Genomic DNA, 18,801 nt, shown 5'->3' with positions numbered 1-18,801 from the left:
GGTGTAAACTTCATGCGACATGCCTTGTTTTTTAAGCAAAAGAGAAAGGCGCCGATGCCCTTAGGTGGCTTCTTGCTCTCGATCTGACTTGTTTTCTTGTTCTTCTGTCGGTGTTTCGTTGGTTTCTTCTTGCAGCTTTTCCGCTGGTTCTTCCAAAGGTTCCGCTGCCTCTTCAGAACTCAGTGCAGTGTCGATCGAACTTTTTTCTTCCCGCTTAGGGCGTTCATAACCCTGTTCAGCCAGATACTCGATCTCCTTAATGGTTGCAGTTGTCTCCTTTGAGAACTCATTGTCTCTGGAAATAGAGGTGAGGACATCACGGGCGGCATCTCGCGCACCTGCAGCAGCAAGAGCTGCACCAAGCGCATTGCCGACCTGCTTGTTACCTGGTGCAAGGTGCCACGCAGCGGAGGCATGAGAAACGCCGGCGTAAACAAGCCCCGTTTTCCGCTTTCCAATGCTTAGGTGCACAAGTGCAGCAGCATTTTCTGGTTCACAGGCGTGTGCGAGTTCAAAGTACTCGATTGCACTGCTCATATTGTCTTTCAAGACATAAGCGTGCCCCATCGCAACCAAAACGTCTGCGTTGCGCGGCTGTAGGTCATGTGCTTTGCTAAGGTGTGCAAGCGCATCGTCACCCTTCTTACGCATGATCAAGAGCTTTGCCAAACCAAGCAGCGCCGGAACGTAGGTCGGGTCAAGCCTGATTGCCCCGCGGTAGTTCAAAATAGCGGCTTCAGGTTTGGTTTCTGCACTTAAGGTGTCGCCAAGAAGCGCCAGGACAGGTGCACTGTTGGGCACTTGTTGTGCAAGGCGCCGCGCGTAAGGTTCTGCCTGTGCATGCGCATGCATCTTGATCAGGATCGTTGCCAAACCATAAAGCGCGTTGCGATTGTTTGGCTCTACATCGATGACTGCATCAAAGGCTTCTTTAGCCTGTTCCAGGTAGCCAAGCAAAAGCAGCACATTGCCCATATTGGCACGTGCAGGCAGATGCTCTGGTTTCATGAACAGCACCTTACGAAAATGGGCGACAGATTCGCGAAGTTCTCCGTTACGTAGCATGATCGTGGCCATTTGAAACAAAAGGTCCACATCATCAGGGTAGCGTCCGACGAGGTCTCGGTAAACCGGGATCGCCTCGTCATAGCGTCCTTCCTGTTCCAGGTAGGCGATTGCATCTAAAGCAGCGTTGATTTTTTCCTGCCGTGTATCTGTTGTTTGCGGCGTTCCGCGCAGTGTCTCTGTCATCTTATACGGACCCCCTCGTTGGGCAGTGCCGTCTGTAGATCCTTTTCATGGATCTGCTGACAAGCAATTCTGCGAATCAATTCGTACCTGGCAGCACGAAGCGTAAGCGCTTGGCAAATCAGCGTCAAAGGCGGAGCGAGCTGATTGGTAAGGAAGGCGTGGAAAGATAGCCCTGAACCTATCAAAACCACATTCAGGGGCTAGTGCCTGAAAGAAATCGCCAATATTCAAGTCAGCTTAACCATTTTCCGTTCTTCTTAGCGGCCAATGGGGTGATGCGAAGCATTTGACGCAGGACGAAGGATCATGGCGGACAAGTACCGTACCAACATAATGTCTCAGGCAAATTTGTTTGAAGACGAACATAATGTCGAATTGCTGAACTATTTGCCTCTGCGCATCATTGCAACGGGCCGCTTTATCGAGCGACGTCTTTCTGAGCATTTGCAAAAGAATTATGGCTTGTCACTCCCTTCATGGCTTGTATTGAGCGCACTTGAAAGACTTGGCGCTGTTTCGGTCCGCGAGTTGGGGCCGGTCATTGGTTTAGATACTGTTGCTGTCTCGCGGGCGGTAAAGCGTTTGTCAGAAGCAGACCTGATCAAGAAACAAGAGCACCCCAGAGACCGGCGCCTTGTGCGGTTAAACCTGACCGAAGATGGCCGGGTGGTCTTGCGCTCTTTGGAAGCGCAACTGGAAGCGCTTGAGAAAAATCTACTCCCTCAATTAGATGTTCAAGAGCGCATTCGCCTCGGGCAAATGATGAGCTCAATTGAAGAGCATGAACAATCAATCCTGTGACAAGTTAGAGTGCGCACGAATGCGCACAGGAAAACTGAGCCCGCTCTTTACGTAACCGCATTTTTTCTGCGCTATAGATCTTTCCAAAACGCTATGTTCAGAGTAGAAGCGGCTCATGACTGACCGCATCCTCATTATTGACTTTGGATCTCAGGTTACACAGCTGATTGCGCGCCGTGTTCGCGAATCTGGCGTGTACTCCGAGATCGTCCCGTTCCAGTCTGCAGAAGCTGCCTTTAAGGAAATGAATCCAAAGGCGGTGATCCTGTCAGGTGGTCCGGCATCCACGACTGAAATGGGGAGCCCTCGTGCACCCCAGATCGTATTCGAGGCAGGTATTCCTGTGCTCGGCATTTGTTATGGTCAGCAGACCATATGTGCCCAATTGGGCGGGGAAGTTGCCAGCTCTGACCATCGTGAGTTTGGGCGCGCATTCGTTTCCGTCGAAAAGACCTCTCCCTTGTTTGAAGGGTGCTGGGAACAAGGCACAAACCATCAGGTTTGGATGAGCCACGGCGACCGTGTTGTGTCTCTTCCTGACGGGTTTGAAGTGATTGGCACCTCAGAAGGCGCGCCGTTTGCAGCTATTGCAGACGAGAAACGCCACTTCTATGCCGTTCAGTTCCACCCGGAAGTCGTCCATACCCCAGATGGTGCAAAGCTGATTGAGAACTTCACGCATAAAATTGCGGGCTGTTCTGGTGATTGGACAATGGCAGAATACCGTCAGCAGGCTGTGGATGCGATCCGCAAGCAAGTTGGCGATAAAAAAGTTATCTGCGGCCTTTCCGGCGGTGTTGATAGCTCTGTTGCTGCTGTTTTGATCCATGAAGCGATTGGCGACCAGCTGACCTGCATCTATGTAGATCACGGTTTGATGCGTATGGGTGAAACGGAACAAGTCTTGAGCATGTTCCGCGATCACTACAACATTCCGCTCGTGCACGTTGATGCAGCAGACCTCTTCATTGGTCAGTTGGAAGGTGAAAGTGATCCAGAAGTCAAACGCAAAACCATCGGCAGACTCTTCATCGAAGTATTCGAAGAAGAAGCGAAAAAGCTCGGTGGTGCAGACTTCTTGGCTCAGGGAACTTTGTACCCGGATGTTATTGAAAGCGTCTCCTTTACCGGTGGCCCTTCCGTAACCATCAAATCCCACCACAATGTTGGCGGCCTTCCAGAACGCATGAACATGCAGCTGGTTGAACCCCTGCGTGAGCTCTTCAAAGACGAAGTGCGCGACCTTGGTCGTGAACTTGGTCTGCCAGATAGCTTCATCGGGCGTCACCCATTCCCAGGACCGGGTCTTGCGATCCGTTGTCCAGGTGGGATCACCCGTGACAAACTGGATATTCTGCGTCAGGCAGATGCGATCTATCTCGATGAGATCCGCAAAGCTGGTCTTTACGATGCCATCTGGCAGGCGTTTGCTGTTCTGCTGCCGGTTCAAACCGTTGGCGTTATGGGCGATGGCCGGACCTATGAGTTCGTCTGTGCACTGCGTGCTGTGACTTCAGTCGACGGCATGACCGCTGATTTCTACCACTACGATATGGAATTCCTTGGCCGGGCAGCGACCCGCATCATCAACGAAGTGCGCGGCATCAACCGCGTCGTTTATGATGTAACCTCCAAGCCCCCTGGAACCATCGAGTGGGAATAAAAATCTAAAGAAACCGGGGAGGGAGACTTTCCCGGTTTTTTGTTGGGTGATAGCGCATTACCGCCTCACACATCTAGCGCCACATGGCTTTCCATGCAGCGTCGCGTTTGAAAACCCGAATAACGGGTGGGTAAGGCGAGCAGGCAATACCTGCGCATGTCGGTAATCTATGAGTCTTCGGTATTGGCTGGCGCCTTACCCGGACGTTTTTATATGAAACAAGGTCATCCCCGGCAGGCATTGTGAGCACAGCACTATCTAGGATAGTGCGATGCCAGTGCCGACACCCATCAGGTTGACCAGCTTCCGCTTGGCCTCTGCACTGTTGGCTTTCAAGGGGTGTTTCAACGGACCCGCCAAAAGATACGTTACATCTTCCAGTAGCCCCATCCAGCTCACGCCGCACTGATGGGCGGTCCACCAGCGGCCCGTTTACGAGAGCACAGGATCTAGACTAGTGATGATTTGGGGTGAGGGGATAAGTTTTTTCAAAATCTGAGCACGGACCAGCATATTTTGCAGCCAAAAGGTGCAGATCAAAAGAACGTCGCTTGATGAAGCTACATGACTGTTAAAGCAAGAAGCGTGAGGCTATCCAAATAGTTTTGCGCAGCTCACGCAATATAGCGCGGCCGGGTCCACGCGTAAGCGGGCCTCGGGAATATCCTCGCCGCATTCATTGCAAAAGCCGTACTCATCCTCTGTGATGCGATGTAACGCGCTGTTAATGCGCTGTAACTCACGCGCTCTTTGCCGGGCATTGGCTTGTGCCATCGCCTGTCGTTGTAAAGCATCCATGCGTGAAAGGCGGCCAACTGATTGCTGGTCAAGAACAACGGTGGCGCGATCCTCCAGCGAAATTTTCGCAAGTTCGGTGAGTTCAGCCTTGCGGATCAGTAAAAGCTCTTTTGCTTCTTTGAGGATATGACTCACGCGCCCCTCCTGCCCAATGGGTTACTCAGCCACTATGCAGGACAGCAAAGGCGCTTGGCAAGCGCAACAAAAAACCTGCGGGAGGCCGCAGGTGTATGTGCTTGGTCTATGAAGTGTGAAGCCTCTTGGGGGGATGAGAACGCGCTTAGCTCAGTGAGCTGCACACCACGGCAATGCATAGGGCGTGGAACCCGATTGCATTGCTTGCTTTAGATTCTCAGCACGCTGGATACGGTCTCTTTTTCACCAGTAAACTCAACACCAAGAGAGTCGGAGGTTCTCCATCGCACTTGGGAGCGTACACGTTGGCGTAGGTGGACCAGAACGAGTGTGAACTCATCTGGAATATCCATTGTCGTTTCCAGCTTCAAGCGAGCCCCGTAATCGGACAAATCACGAATGACACAGTCAAAAACCAATGACTGGTTCGCAAAGACAATTCGTCCTTCCTTCAACGTACGCCGGCGACGGACGCGGCGACGTTCGGTGATTTCTGTTGCACTGTCACTTTCGGACATAGGAGTTTCCAGGCTGGTTCTGTTTAAGGCCCCTTAGACTTTGCGCAAATACAGGGGTCAAGCAGTCAAATAGTATAGAGTTCGAAGACAATCGCTACGATTTAGCGAGAAACATACCATGACCTCAAGAGCCATGCCAAAAAGAATTGGGTAAATGTAGAAAACACCTGACGTGGGGTGTCGACGTATGTTGATATTTCACTGGGTATAGGCACAGTGCACCCACCCATACGGGCTTTAACATAATAACTATAACTAAGGGGACGCTCGATGACGCTGTTGCTAGTCGGACTTTTTATTTTTCTGGGAATTCACATTGTACCGTCCTTGCCCGGTTTTCGTGATTCAATCGTCCAGCGCATCGGGTTGAATACGTACCGGGTTATCTACTCACTGATTGTGCTGAGTGGTCTGTTTTCCATCATCTACGGCTTCATTCTGGCGCGTGAAAGTGACCTGTATCCGCTTTATGTCACACCGTATTGGTTGCGCCACCTTGTGATGACCTTGATGCTGCCGGTCTTCATCCTCGTTTTTGCAAAATTCATTCGTGGCAACATCGCCAAGTGGACCAAAGACCCCGTTATTCTGGCTGTGAAGATTTGGGCAATCTCCCACCTGCTGGTGAATGGTGAACCGTATTCCGTTGCATTGTTTGCAGGTTTCCTTGCCTGGGCAGTCTGGGCACGCATTTCTTTGAAGAGGTTCAACCGCAAAAATACGGATGTTGAGCAGTTCCCACATGCGCTGAGAAATGACCTGATCAGTGTGGTGCTGGGGCTCGTGATGTATGGCCTGTTTGTTACAAAGCTACATCCGCTGCTTATTGGAATGCCAGTTTTGTCATAGCCTGGCACCTCCACTTCCACCGCCATTACCAATTATGTGCCGCCCGTGTGATTTAGCAATCTCGCGGGCGGTTTTGCGTTTAACGGCAAGTAGAAGCGAGAACGGGCAGAGCCGGGAAATTTTGCAATTGAGATAAACGTAAGCTACTTTCTTTGCGATAGATGTCGGGGAGGGCATTCAATGGCACTTTTGATTTCAGGGCTTGCTGTATTTTTCGCAGTGCACCTAATACCGTCGTTTCCAGGAGTGAGAGACGGGATTGTTTCCCGTCTGTCGTTTAATGCGTATCGCGGGCTGTACACGCTCGTCGCAATCGCTGGGCTGGTTGCGATTATCTACGGTTTTGCTGCAGCATGGCACGGCGACTACGCGCCTTTATACGTTGCCCCTTCATGGGGACGCCATGTGACGATGCTGCTCATGCTTCCGGTGTTTCCGCTCTTTTTCGCCTCTCAGCTGAAGGGCAATATTTCAAGAGTGACCAAGCACCCCTTAATCAATGCAACGAAGCTTTGGGCCGTGGCGCATCTGTTCGCAAACGGAGAGCCCTATTCAGTACTGCTGTTTGGCTCTTTTCTGATCTGGGCAATTTACGTCAGAATTTCCCTTGCCCGGCGTGAGCGCATCAATCCACCTGTTACTCTTTATCCAGCAGCTATGAGAAACGATGTGATCTCCGTGGTGCTTGGATTGATTTTGTACGCGTTGTTCGTGTGGAAATTGCATGCGATCTTGATTGGCGTGCCAATAATGGGATGACCTGTTGCATGGCTTAAGCGTTAAAAATAAACGCCAAAACGCTCCCTGTCAGCAACCGTTGTGGTGTGTGTTGGCAGGGAAAACTCTTTTATTGCCCTAATTGTGCCACTAATCGGTTGAAAGAGGTAGAGAAAGAGGTTTGCCTGCGGCTCTCTTAGTTTTAATGTGACGCCGCCCATTGGGATACCATAAACCTAAGAATCGTTGCTGCAGGAACATTTAGAGCTATGTCCGACATTTTTCGCGAAGTCGATGAAGAAGTAAGAAGCGATCAGTATTCAAAGCTTTGGAAACGCTTTGCTCCACTTGTGTATCTGACAGCTGGTCTTATCGTTGTGGGTACCGCAGGTTATCGCGGCTATGAGTACTGGCAGAACACAGAGTCTCAAGCTGCTGGCGCAGAATTCCTGGAAGCCATCAAACTTTCAGATTCTGGCAACTACACCGAGGCTCAGGCAGCTTTTGCCTCTATGGAAAACAGCATCGGCGGTTATCCGATGATGGCACAAATCCGGGTCGGCACCGAGCTGGCGTTAGAAGGTAAAAGCTCTGAAGCAATCAAAGCGTTTGAAGCTGTCGCAGCAGACAGCGCAACGCCGCAACTTTACAAGGGCCTTGCCAATATTCGGGCGGCCTACCTGCTGTTGGACAATGGTGATCTGGCAGCGGTGAAAGAACATACGCAAGCACTGATCGTGCCGGGTAACACATGGCGCTTTTCTGCGTTGGAAGTCTTGGGTGCTGCTGAATACAAGGCGGGCAACTTGGAAGCTTCACGTGCCCGCTTTAGCGAAATTACAAGCGATGCCGCCGCCCCAGCTGATATTTCCGGGCGTGCGCAGATTTATCTTGAATTGATTACCTCCGCATTGGGCGAAAACACAAAGGGGACTGAATAAGTGAGCGAGACCAAAAGAAAGTCATGGAAGGCTTTAATTGGAACCAGTGCACTGGCGCTGACGCTAGCTGGTTGTTCTTCTCTTTCCAGCCTGAACCCCTTTGGCGGAGATGACGAGTTCCTGGAAGGCGATCGCCAGCCGCTGTATCAAGGCGCTTTAACGCCAACAGCCAAAGGTGGTGTTGCAAAGATCGGGTCGGCAACAGGTGGTTCCACCTGGCCAGCCGCCGCTGGGCCAAAGAACAACGATCCAGGCAACATCGCGATCAATGTAAGCGGTGGTGTTGCATGGTCCTCCAGTATTGGCCAGGTGCGTTCACCCGGCTTTTTTGGTATAGGCGCCAGCAATCCACGCACTGCAGCGCGTCCGGTCTCTGATGGCCAGCGTATTTACGTTTACAAGTCTGACGGCACCCTTGTTGCACTGACAACAGGCGGCGCGAAGGTCTTTACCAAGAACCTTGGCCTGGAAGGCGAAAAAGATGTCGCTGCAGGCGGCGGTGTGGTTCTTGATGGCAGCAAGATCTTTGTTGCAACAGCCTACCGCAACGTTTATGCCCTCGATAAAGGCGGTAACGTTTTATGGAGCAAGACACTGGAAACGCCGGTTCGCGGTGCACCAGCAGCCTCCAATGGCAAAGTTATCGTGGTTACACAGGATAACGAAGTCATCGCTTTGAATCAGGCAGACGGCGAACAGGCTTGGTCCTTTGCAGGCATCGCAGAACAGGCAGGGGTGCTTTCTTCTGCCAATCCGGCGATTTCTGGCAACACAGTTGTTGTACCATTTTCCTCAGGAGAGGTTATGGCGCTTGACATTAACAGCGGTGAGCCTAAATGGATTGATACCGTTGCACGGTCCTTCCGTACGCGCGCACTTTCTGGTCTGACAGATGTCTCTGCAAGTCCGGTGATTGAAGGCAGTCGGGTTATTGCAACCTCTGTTGCTGGACGGACCCTAGGCATTTCGCTGAAAGATGGTGAGCGTTTGTGGGAATCTGATTTCGGTGCTGTACACACACCGGTCGTTTCCGGCGGTACCGTGTTCCTGATCGGTTTGGATGACAATATGCATGCAATCTCGAGTGAGACGGGCAACCTTATCTGGAGTGCCAAGTTGCCAACTGGCGAAAGTAACGCCAAGAATGTCAACTGGGCAGGTCCAATTCTGGCCAATGGTCAGCTGATCGCTATGTCCAGCAACGGTTATCTTGCATCTGTGAATGCAAAAACCGGTCAAGCTTCCGCATCGCGGAAAGTGACAAGTGGCGTATTTGTATCACCAATTGTCGCTGGAGGACGCATGGTTGTCCTTACCAGTGACGGAGCGGTTGCGGCGCTGAACTAGCGCCGTAGACCTGACGAGGAGTATTCGCGTGACTGCGACTGTCGCCATTATTGGCAGACCGAATGTTGGCAAGTCGACGCTCTTCAATCGCTTAGTGGGCAAGCGCCTGGCGCTTGTCGATGATACCCCAGGTGTGACCCGTGACCGTAGGTCCGGTGATGCACGCTTGGGCGATCTGCGATTCAAGATCGTTGATACAGCCGGCTTGGAAGAAGCAGAGGCAGCAAGCCTCGAGGGGCGCATGCGCGCCCAAACAGAAGAAGCAATCCGGGATGCGGATGCATGCTTGTTCCTTATTGATGCACGCGCTGGCTTAATGCCGTTGGATGAGCACTTTGCAAACCTTCTTCGCCGTGCCGATACACCTGTGATCCTTTGTGCCAACAAGGCCGAGGGTAAAGCTGGTGACGGCGGGCTTTACGATTCGTTTACGCTGGGTCTGGGGGATCCTGTTCCCCTTTCAGCGGAACACGGAGAAGGTCTTTCCGATCTTTATGATTTTCTGCGTCCGATTGTCGACGCTGCTGAAGAAATGGAAAAGTCCATCGAATTCAGCGAAGCTCGTACAGATGTTGATGTAGAAGACGAAGATATCGACGAGCCTGTTGGCACCGTCGAGCGTCCTCTGCGTTTGGCAGTTGTAGGGCGTCCAAATGCCGGCAAGTCCACATTGATCAACCAGATGCTGGGTGAAGAGCGTTTGCTCACTGGCCCGGAAGCTGGGATCACCCGCGATAGTATCGCGGTAGACTGGGAATGGCAGGATCACCACGTTAAAGTGTTTGATACTGCAGGTATCCGCAAAAAGGCACGCGTACAGGAGAAGCTAGAAAAGCTCTCCGTTGCTGACGCCCTGCGCGCGATCAAGTTTGCTGAAGTTGTTGTCGTAACACTTGATGCAACGATTTCCTTTGAAAAGCAGGACCTCCAGATCATCGATCTGTGTGCCCGTGAAGGCCGTGCGCTTGTTATCGCGGTCAATAAGTGGGACTTGATCGAGGATCGTGAAGATGCCTGGGGTCACATCAAAGATTCCCAGCAGCGTTACCTGAACCAGATTCGCGGAGTTGAAATCGTGACCATGTCCGGTATCAACGGGCAGGGTTTGGATAAGCTGATGCAGGCAGTGTTCCGCGCCTACGAGATGTGGAACAAGCGCATTGGTACATCTGGCCTGAACCGTTGGCTCGAAGGTGTGTTGATCCACCATCCGCCGCCAGCAGTGTCTGGCCGTCGTGTGCGCCTGCGCTTCATGACACAGCCCAAGACACGTCCACCGCATTTTGTGGTCTTCAGCTCCAAGCCGGACAACCTGCCAGAAAGCTACACCCGCTATCTGGTTAATGGTCTGCGCGAACGCTTTGACATCAAAGGCACGCCAATCCGTCTAAGCTACCGCAAAGGCGAGAACCCGTACCATAAGAAAAAGCGATAGAGCGCCTTCTGGTAAGGAAGTTTGTTTTAATTGAATCTTGAAAAAGGGCAGCACCGAGCTGCCCTTTTTTGTTTTCTTAAGTCGGTCGCTCTAAAAAGGGTTAGGGGTCGTCCTTATACCCCGCACTTGAATTTTTCTCTAGGACTGTCAGATGGCGGTGTTAATCAGTTGCAATTTGTTCTCCACTGTCTCTAATCACATCATCATTTAGTTGTGCGTCATACATAGGAATCTCATGTCACAAGACCGTTTTTTGTTTGCGACCGCTTTGGTTAAGCGCGCTGGCGCATTTGCGCACGAGTATTTTCTGCGCCTTGATACCCTTAATATTGAGAGTAAGGGCCATCAGGACATGGTCTCCGAAGCAGACCGGGATACTGAAGTTCTGGTTCGAGACGCCATTGCCCAAGCATTCCCAGATGACGGGATAATTGGTGAGGAACATGGAGCCAAAGAGGGTTCCTCAGAATACACTTGGATCATCGACCCCATTGATGGAACGGCTAATTTCGTTGCTGGCATTCCGCAATGGTGCGTCATCATCGCTTGCGTGAAAAATGATGAAAAGCATATTGGGGTGATCTACGATCCTTGTGCTGATGAGTTGTTTGCAGCGCAAAAAGGCAAAGGGGCGACCTTAAACGGCAAATCTATGTCAGCGAGCAACAGTGCTTCAATTTCAGATGGATCCATTGGCCTTGGCTTTAGCGCGCGCAGCCAAAAGCAGAGGGTTATAAAAGCCGTCGAGATGCTTCTAGATGAAGGAGGCATTTTCTTTCGCAATGCCTCTGGCGGATTAATGCTCGCTTATGCAGCGTCTGGGCGCCTCATTGGCTATATCGAAGATCATATGCATCCGTGGGATTGTATGGCTGGTCTGCTGCTGGTGGAAGAAGCTGGAGGGATATGTCAGCCCATTGACGTCCAAGACGCTGTCATGAATGGCTGCAAGGTCGTTACCGGCGGCCCAAAAGTCTTTGATAAAATCAAAGCGCTGACGGATAAAGCTTACGTCTAGAGTGAGCAACCAAACAGAAGTTTGAAGAATCAAAAAAGCCCCGCTCAATTAGCGGGGCTTTTCATGTCTCAGATCAAGCGCGTTTAGCTTGTCAGCTGCTCAAAGTCACGAAGCTCTTGGGTTGGAAAATCGAACAAGCGCCCATTTTCTTCGTTGGTTGGCAAGCTGAACTGCAAAATATGCTCAGCCAGCTCAGAAGGATGGTGCAGCGTCATTGGGTCTTCGCCCGGCATTGCCTTTGCACGCATACCAGTGCGCGTCGGGCCTGGATTGATGAGCATGGACTTGACGTTGGTTTTCTTCGTTTCATGCACATATGTACGTACGAGAGCTTCAAGAGCTGCTTTGGATATGGAATACGGTCCCCAGTAAGCGCGGCACTTACGCGGTGCACTAGAGGTCAGAAACACTGTGCGACCAGCATCAGATTGGCGAAGCAGTGGGTCAAGGGAGCGAATGAGACGCCAGTTGGCAGTCACATTCACAGCCATAACATCATCAAACTTCTTTGGATCAATATGTCCAAGCGGGGATGTTGGGCCAAGAATGCCAGCATTGCCCACCAAAATGTCGAGCTTCTTCCAACGTTCAAAAATAGCAGCGCCCAAACGGTCGATCGCATCAAAGTCTGTCAGGTCAAGCGGAACCAGTGTCGCCGAGCTGCCAACTTTCTGGATTTCATCATCCAGCTCTTCCAAACCACCCACAGTGCGGGCAATGGCAATGACGTGCGCACCTTCTTCAGCAAGCTTTTTTGCTGCATAATAGCCAATGCCACGGGAGGCTCCCGTGACAACAGCTACACGACCTTCAAGTCTTTTGGAACTCATTGAACTTAACCAGTTTCTACAAGGCGTGGAGCCTGACGTGTATCAACATCATCAGACAGATCAGTAAGAGGGGTTGGATAGTCCCCTGTAAAGCAGTGATCAGTGAACTGCGGGTTCTCATTATCTCGGCCATTTTCATGGCCCATGGCCTGATAAACGCCGTCAATGCTCAAGAAGGCAAGTGAATCTGCGCCGATATAGTTGCGCATGCCTTCAAGGTCATATTTCGCAGCCAGCAGCTTTTCGCGCACTGGAGTATCAATGCCATAAAAATCAGAGAACTTGATTGGTGGAGAAGCAAGACGGAAGTGAACTTCCTTTGCACCAGCATCGCGGATCATCTGAACGATTTTCAAGCTTGTGGTACCGCGCACAAGACTGTCATCCACCAAAACAACACGCTTGCCTTCAATCTGCATGCGGTTGGCCGAGTGCTTCAGTTTCACACCAAGTGTGCGGATCTGCTGGGTTGGCTCAATAAACGTGCGGCCCACATAATGGTTTCTGATGATACCAAGCTCAAAAGGAATACCGCTTTCACGAGCAAAACCAAGAGCTGCCGGAACACCAGAATCGGGCACAGGCACGACCACATCAGCTTCAACAGCACTCTCGCGAGCCAGCACGCGTCCAAATTCCTGGCGCACGTTATAAACGGACTGACCAGCCAAAATGCTATCTGGACGTGAGAAGTAGATGTACTCAAAGATGTCTGGCCGTGCGCGGCGTTTTCCAAACGGGAAGTAGCTTTCAATACCGCCCGGTGTGCACACCACAACCTCGCCATTTTCAACTTCACGAATGAACTTCGCACCAATGATATCCAGCGCACAGGTTTCGGAAGCAAAAATCGGAGCACCGTTGAGATCACCCAGAACCAGAGACCGGATCCCGAAAGGATCACGAGCGCCAATCAGCTTCTTGCGCGTGAGTGCAACAAGAGAGTAAGCGCCTTCCATCTGACTGATCGCCTCAATAAAACGATCTACAATTTTCGGCTCACGTGAGCGGGCAACCAGCTGCAACACAACTTCACTGTCAGAGGTTGACTGACAGATCGCACCGTCCTTGATCAACTGTCGGCGCAGCGTCATGGCATTGGTGAAGTTGCCGTTATGACAAATGGCGATTCCGCCGCCGTCCAGCTCCGCAAACAGTGGCTGAACATTGCGCAGTGCTGCTTCTCCGGTTGTGGAGTAGCGCACATGGCCAATGGCATAAGGACCCTTTAGATTGTCAATGGTCTCTTGCTGCGTGAAATGATCGCCAACAAGGCCCATATGACGCTCAGAGCGGAACTGATCACTATCAAAGGTCACAATGCCCGCAGCTTCCTGTCCACGGTGCTGCAGAGCATGAAGACCAAGCGCTGTTACCGCGGCTGCATCAGAATGGCCGAGAATACCAAATACACCACATTCCTCATGAAGAGTATCGCCGTCAAAGTCTGCGCGCGCGTCGTCCTGTACGGCAGATTTGTTTGATACACCACTGCTCATGGCATCACTCCTTGGTTCTTACTTGGGCCAATTTCAAAAACACCAGCTTAGTTCCGGCCGTCACCAGAGGCTGTCAGTTGGTCTAGTCCGCGCCGCTCACTTGGCGAATAGCGGGTTTCTTCATCACTTGACGTGTCGTTTGCAGAGCCGGTAGATCCGCCCTGTTTGCGGATTTGGTCCATGATGGCACGCTCAGGATCATCCGGCAGGGCTTCAACCAGACTTTGGCCACTGGTCACGAGCAGGTGGCGTGATTTCGCCTCCATAATCCAGTTTGGCTGTCTTGGTTCTGGCACAAACCAGTTAAAGAAGAGCAGAGCAACGACAACAAGCAGGAAGCCACGGGCAGCGCCAAACACAAAACCAAGTGTTCTGTCGAGTGCGCCAATCCGGCTATCCAGCACGAAGTCTGAAATTCGCATGGTGATATAGCTCACCACAATCAATGTTACGAGGAATACAGCACCAGCTGCGATGGCAGTTGCCAGTGTCTCATTGGCGACATGCTGCAAAACATATGGTTTCAGGCTTCCGTAAAGTAAATAGGCCGCGACTGCTGCTGCGACCCATGATGCAATTGAAAGCACTTCACGTACGAACCCGCGAACCATCGCGAGTACGCCTGAGATCAGCATAATAACCAGTAGAATTCCGTCTAAGAGTGTGATCGGCATCTGTCGACACAAGTCCCTTGTTTGACTGGCAGGCAAACCAACAAAAAATGCCTACCTGTTAAAATCAGCCTAGGTGAACCCTTAAGCGTTTTCCGTTTTCTGTGCACTGACAGCAATGTTTGCTACCAGATCTCCAAGTTCCTCAAGCCCTTTTACGTGGCCGAGCGCTTTGGAGCCTTCCTTCATATTCCCGTCAGGGATAACTGCCTGACCAAAACCGAGCTTTTGCGCTTCCTTCAACCGGGAAGCTGCCTGCGCTACTGGACGAACCGCACCAGACAGACTGATTTCGCCGAAATAGACGCATTCGAGCGGAAGAGCAACCCCACTTAGCGACGAGATTAAAGCTGCCGCTACGGCTAAATCAGCTCCCGGCTCATTAATTCTAAGACCACCGGCGACGTTCAGATAAACGTCATGTTGAGCAAACTTAACACCACAGCGCGCTTCAAGCACGGCCAAAATCATGGAGAGGCGTGCGCTGTCCCATCCAATCACCGCCCGGCGGGGCGTTCCCAGCGGAGAAGGGGCAACAAGTGCTTGCATCTCCACCAGCAATGGCCGTGTGCCTTCTATACCAGCAAACACGGCTGAACCTGGAGCGGTTGCGCTGCGTTCACTCAAAAACAGCGCGCTTGGGTTTTTTACTTCGCGCAACCCCATGTCCGTCATCTCAAAGACGCCGATCTCATCGGTTGGGCCAAAGCGGTTCTTCACAGCGCGCAAAATACGGTATTGGTGCGCTCCATCACCTTCAAAATAGAGCACCGCATCGACCATGTGTTCTACAACACGCGGGCCTGCAATCTGTCCATCCTTGGTCACATGGCCAACAAGCACCACGGTCGTCCCGGTCTTCTTGGCAAAACGAACCAATGCCTGCGCCGAGGCGCGAACCTGCGTCACCGTCCCGGGAGGAGAATCAGCCATCTCCGTCCACAGTGTCTGGATACTGTCTAAAATAACCAGGTGAGGGCGCTCTGCCCCCTTTTTCGCTTCCAGTGTAGCAAGAATATCTTCAACACTTGTTTCAGCTGCCAATTGAACAGGCGCATCGCGCAGTCCAAGGCGCTCGGCACGCAGGCGAACCTGGTCCACCGCTTCTTCACCAGAGATGTAAACAATGTTGTGGCCCTGCAAGGCAAGGTGCGCGCTGGCCTGTGTCAGCAACGTCGATTTGCCGATACCAGGATCACCCCCAACCAACAGGGCAGAACCTTTTACAAACCCGCCGCCGGTTACACGATCAAGCTCTGCAACTCCGGTAATAATGCGCGGGGCTTCTTTGGTTTCGCCTGAAAGCCCAACAAGCGGAACAACGCGCCCTTTGCTACGCGAGGCCGTCTTTGGGCCTGCGCCAATGCCACTGGCCTGTTGTTCTTCCTGAATAGTGTTCCATTCGCCGCAGGATTCGCAGCGGCCTGCCCACTTGAGTGTGGTTGCCCCACAGGACTGACAGACAAATGAAAGGGAACGTTTCGCCATTTTAAATTCAGGACCTTGCCGGTGTTTCGTCGCCTAGCGTTTATAGCGGCGTGTATAGCGCGCTCCAAGGCTACACAGCAATTCATATGGGATGGTTTGAGCAAAGTTTGCCAAGTCATCCACGCTTACATGCGCACCCATGATTTCAACCGGTGCTCCACGTGACAGATGTTCCTTGGGAATGTCCGTCACATCAACTGCAATCATGTCCATTGAGACGCGGCCAAACAATGGAGCAAAGTGCCCGCCAATGAAAACACGAGCGCCATCGGGCGCTATATCAGAGCTTCCAACCCGTCGATGCAGCCCATCTGCATATCCGGCATTTATCGTTGCAATCCGGCTGTTACGTTGTGCAACACGCGACGCCCCATAACCAACAGATTTGCCTTTGGGAACGTGGCGTAATCCAATAATTTCCGCCTGCACATAAACAACCGGGCGCATCGGATTATGCTCGCCAGGAACCGGGTTGCCACCATAAAGGGCAATACCTGGGCGAACCATGTCAAAGTGGTACTCACTGCCAAGAAAGATGCCAGCAGAGTTGCTCAGCGACTTGCGTATGCCAGGAAACTTAGCGCAAACCTCCATAAAGGAAGATAGCTGTTCTTCATTGAGTGAGACTTGCGGGGTATCAGCGCATGCCAGATGGCTCATCACAAGGTCGACTTTGATACCCTTGAGCAAGTGCGCAGAACCATGAAGTGTGCTGGCATCATCCGCACTCATGCCAAGGCGGTGCATGCCTGTATCAAACTGAAGTGCAGCCGGAAGCTCTTTGTGCAAGCTTTGTGCAAATGAAGACCACTCAGCAGCCTCATCTAAGCTCCCAAGCACTGGCTTAAGATCAAAGTCGTGGTAAAGTTTCTCGCGGCCATGAAATAGGCCGTTGAGCACATAAATCTCAACTTGCGGCAGTTCGGCCCGTAGCTCAATGCCTTCTTCGGGCAGAGCAACGAAAAACACGCGGGCACCAGCCTCATAAAGAGCTCGTCCAACCTCAGCCGCCCCAAGTCCGTAAGCGTTGGCTTTAACAACCGCTGCGCATTCACAGCCACCTTCAAGCTTGCCTTTAATATAGCTCCAGTTGGACTGCAAAGCGGCCAGGTCGATGGTCAGCTCAGCTGCCCCGCCAGCTGTCACGGAAAAGCGATTGGGAGATGGAGTAGCGGTATGTGTCACGCGCTTGCCTTTAGATTCTTTCGATGCGCAGTAGCCTACAGAAAATCGCAGCAATTAAAAAGCAAGACCCGGAGCACTTCACAACTGATGCGAGTACCCCGGGTCGATAGCTAATTCAGTATTGAACCTGCTCTATTCCATCATTCTGTCAGGAATATGAGCATCCTCGGCAAGGTCAGAAAAGCGTGTGAACTCACCTTGGAACTGTAGATCAACAATACCGGTTGGACCGTGACGTTGCTTGGCAATAATCACTTCGGCCTTTCCGCGCAGTTGCTCCATCTGGATTTTCCACTCCTCGTACTCAGGAGTGCCTTCAGGCGGTTCTTTTTTACCCATGTAGTACTCTTCACGGTACACAAACATAATCACATCCGCATCCTGTTCGATTGAACCAGATTCACGAAGGTCAGACATTTGTGGGCGTTTGTCGTCGCGGTTTTCAACCTGACGAGAGAGCTGGGAAAGCGCGATAATCGGAACGTTGAGTTCCTTTGCCAGCGCTTTAAGACCTGTGGTGATTTCCGTGATTTCCTGAACGCGGTTGCCCTGGTTTTTGGAGGAGCCGGTCAGAAGCTGGATATAGTCCACCACGAGCATGTCCAGGCCTTTTTGTCGCTTCAGGCGTCGTGCCTTGGAGACAAGAGAGGCAATGGAGATACCACCAGTCTGGTCAACGTGAAGCGGGACATGCTGCATGTGCTGTGTTGCCGCAACAAGCTTTTCAAAGTCCGCCTCGTTAATATCGCCGCGGCGAATCTTGGAGGACGAAATCTCTGTTTGTTCGGAGATGATACGAGTTGCCAACTGTTCGGCGCTCATTTCCAATGAGAAGAAACCTACAACGCCGCCATTTACGGTTTGCACGGCGCCATCTGGCATTTCTTCGGTTTGGAAGTTCTGAGCAATGTTATAAGCAATATTTGTTGCAAGCGAGGTTTTACCCATCGCAGGACGACCTGCCAACACAACCAAATCTGAAGACTGCAAGCCACCCATAAGCTTATCTAGGTCACGCAACCCGGTAGAGATACCGGAAAGCGCACCCTCGCGCTGATAGGCGGCAGCTGCCATCTCAATGGTTTGTGTAAGCGCACTGCCGAAGTCCTGAAAGCCACCATCAGACTTGCCTGTTTCTGCCAACTCAAACAGACGGCGCTCTGCGTCATCAATTTGAGAGGAAGGTGGCATGTCAATCGGTGCATCATAAGCGATGTTCACCATATCTTCGCCAATGGTGATCAGGTTTCGCCGAGTAGCCAGATCGTAAATCGTCTTGCCATAGTCCTCTACGTTAATAACAGAGGTGGCATCGCCAACCAGACGCAGAAGATACTGTGTTGCAGACAGGTCTGCGATCTTCTCATCAGCTGGAAAAAACGTTTTGAGCGTAATAGGCGTGGCTACCTTGCCAGCCTTAATAAGCGCTCCGCATTTGTCGTAAATATCCTTGTGGGGAGCTAAGAAAAAATGGCGCGCTTCTAAAAACTCCGAGACACGATAATAGGTCTCGTTGTTCACCATAATGGCACCAAGAAGCTGGCGCTCTGCCTCGGCATTATGTGGGACCACACGCATGGTCTCACTCGCCTTCTCTAATTTTTGGACTGTGCCCTTCATTCCGCCCCTCGTGCCGCTTGGCAACTTGGTTACAG

The 18,801-nt window shown here is 51.7% G+C and carries 18 protein-coding genes; 8 read left to right on the top strand and 10 right to left on the bottom strand.

What is annotated here, in order from left to right; all coding sequences use genetic code 11:
* Nucleotides 1–60 precede the first annotated feature (60 nt).
* The gene (locus BMZ51_RS01035) at nucleotides 61–1,251 is read right to left on the bottom strand and encodes a tetratricopeptide repeat protein (RefSeq protein WP_068007246.1); all 1,191 of its coding nucleotides are present in this window, start codon (nucleotides 1,249–1,251) and stop codon (nucleotides 61–63) included.
* Nucleotides 1,252–1,557: 306 nt separating this feature from the next.
* Here BMZ51_RS01035 and BMZ51_RS01025 point away from each other — a divergent pair, with 306 nt between their 5' ends.
* Together BMZ51_RS01025 and guaA are read left to right on the top strand one after the other, a co-directional pair.
* A complete protein-coding gene (locus tag BMZ51_RS01025; RefSeq protein WP_068007247.1) occupies nucleotides 1,558–2,052 on the top strand; it encodes a MarR family winged helix-turn-helix transcriptional regulator in 495 nt (164 codons plus the stop codon).
* A gap of 115 nt (nucleotides 2,053–2,167) precedes the next feature.
* On the top strand, nucleotides 2,168–3,715 hold the full coding sequence (gene guaA / locus BMZ51_RS01020) for a glutamine-hydrolyzing GMP synthase (protein WP_068007250.1): 1,548 nt from the start codon (nucleotides 2,168–2,170) through the stop codon (nucleotides 3,713–3,715).
* A 258-nt stretch (nucleotides 3,716–3,973) separates the two neighbouring features.
* On the opposite strand, the gene BMZ51_RS24605 is transcribed toward guaA, so the two are convergent.
* From BMZ51_RS24605 to BMZ51_RS01010, 3 genes are all read right to left on the bottom strand, one after another.
* Nucleotides 3,974–4,105 carry a hypothetical protein gene (locus tag BMZ51_RS24605; RefSeq protein WP_280142270.1) on the bottom strand — a complete coding sequence of 44 codons (132 nt, stop codon included), beginning with the start codon at nucleotides 4,103–4,105 and terminating at the stop codon, nucleotides 3,974–3,976.
* A 201-nt stretch (nucleotides 4,106–4,306) separates the two neighbouring features.
* Entirely contained in the window at nucleotides 4,307–4,648 is a 342-nt protein-coding gene (locus tag BMZ51_RS24455) for a TraR/DksA family transcriptional regulator (protein ID WP_068009462.1), read from the bottom strand.
* Between the two features lie 209 nt (nucleotides 4,649–4,857).
* Nucleotides 4,858–5,166: a PilZ domain-containing protein gene (locus tag BMZ51_RS01010; protein WP_068009464.1), complete on the bottom strand. Its 309-nt coding sequence runs from the start codon at nucleotides 5,164–5,166 to the stop codon at nucleotides 4,858–4,860.
* Between the two features lie 270 nt (nucleotides 5,167–5,436).
* Between BMZ51_RS01010 and BMZ51_RS01005 the strand changes: the two genes are divergently transcribed.
* From BMZ51_RS01005 to BMZ51_RS00980, 6 genes are all read left to right on the top strand, one after another.
* Nucleotides 5,437–6,015 (top strand): NnrU family protein, encoded by a 579-nt coding sequence (locus BMZ51_RS01005; RefSeq protein WP_068009468.1) that lies wholly within the window; start codon nucleotides 5,437–5,439, stop codon nucleotides 6,013–6,015.
* 180 nt (nucleotides 6,016–6,195) lie between these two features.
* On the top strand, nucleotides 6,196–6,774 hold the full coding sequence (locus BMZ51_RS01000) for an NnrU family protein (protein ID WP_068009470.1): 579 nt from the start codon (nucleotides 6,196–6,198) through the stop codon (nucleotides 6,772–6,774).
* 227 nt (nucleotides 6,775–7,001) lie between these two features.
* Entirely contained in the window at nucleotides 7,002–7,673 is a 672-nt protein-coding gene (locus BMZ51_RS00995) for a tetratricopeptide repeat protein (protein ID WP_068009472.1), read from the top strand.
* Complete coding sequence (locus tag BMZ51_RS00990; RefSeq protein WP_068009474.1) at nucleotides 7,674–9,020, top strand: outer membrane protein assembly factor BamB family protein; 1,347 nt, start codon at nucleotides 7,674–7,676, stop codon at nucleotides 9,018–9,020.
* 28 nt (nucleotides 9,021–9,048) lie between these two features.
* A complete protein-coding gene (gene der / locus BMZ51_RS00985) occupies nucleotides 9,049–10,455 on the top strand; it encodes a ribosome biogenesis GTPase Der (protein WP_068009476.1) in 1,407 nt (468 codons plus the stop codon).
* Nucleotides 10,456–10,690: 235 nt separating this feature from the next.
* Nucleotides 10,691–11,473, top strand: coding sequence for an inositol monophosphatase family protein (locus tag BMZ51_RS00980; protein WP_068009477.1), 783 nt, complete (start codon nucleotides 10,691–10,693; stop codon nucleotides 11,471–11,473).
* An 83-nt stretch (nucleotides 11,474–11,556) separates the two neighbouring features.
* On the opposite strand, the gene BMZ51_RS00975 is transcribed toward BMZ51_RS00980, so the two are convergent.
* From BMZ51_RS00975 to BMZ51_RS00950, 6 genes are all read right to left on the bottom strand, one after another.
* Nucleotides 11,557–12,303 carry an SDR family NAD(P)-dependent oxidoreductase gene (locus tag BMZ51_RS00975; protein WP_068009479.1) on the bottom strand — a complete coding sequence of 249 codons (747 nt, stop codon included), beginning with the start codon at nucleotides 12,301–12,303 and terminating at the stop codon, nucleotides 11,557–11,559.
* Nucleotides 12,304–12,308: 5 nt separating this feature from the next.
* Nucleotides 12,309–13,802: an amidophosphoribosyltransferase gene (gene purF / locus BMZ51_RS00970; RefSeq protein ID WP_068009481.1), complete on the bottom strand. Its 1,494-nt coding sequence runs from the start codon at nucleotides 13,800–13,802 to the stop codon at nucleotides 12,309–12,311.
* Nucleotides 13,803–13,849: 47 nt separating this feature from the next.
* Nucleotides 13,850–14,476 (bottom strand): CvpA family protein, encoded by a 627-nt coding sequence (locus tag BMZ51_RS00965; protein ID WP_068009482.1) that lies wholly within the window; start codon nucleotides 14,474–14,476, stop codon nucleotides 13,850–13,852.
* An 81-nt stretch (nucleotides 14,477–14,557) separates the two neighbouring features.
* Nucleotides 14,558–15,961 carry a DNA repair protein RadA gene (gene radA, locus BMZ51_RS00960; protein ID WP_068009484.1) on the bottom strand — a complete coding sequence of 468 codons (1,404 nt, stop codon included), beginning with the start codon at nucleotides 15,959–15,961 and terminating at the stop codon, nucleotides 14,558–14,560.
* Between the two features lie 33 nt (nucleotides 15,962–15,994).
* Nucleotides 15,995–17,146, bottom strand: a complete 1,152-nt coding sequence (gene alr / locus BMZ51_RS00955; RefSeq protein WP_068009488.1) for an alanine racemase — start codon at nucleotides 17,144–17,146, stop codon at nucleotides 15,995–15,997.
* 132 nt (nucleotides 17,147–17,278) lie between these two features.
* Entirely contained in the window at nucleotides 17,279–18,766 is a 1,488-nt protein-coding gene (locus BMZ51_RS00950; RefSeq protein ID WP_068009491.1) for a replicative DNA helicase, read from the bottom strand.
* Nucleotides 18,767–18,801 lie beyond the last annotated feature (35 nt).

This window comes from Pseudovibrio axinellae, assembly GCF_900110875.1.
GTDB lineage: Bacteria > Pseudomonadota > Alphaproteobacteria > Rhizobiales > Stappiaceae > Pseudovibrio > Pseudovibrio axinellae.
This window is presented reverse-complemented; position numbering and strand designations above follow the sequence as displayed.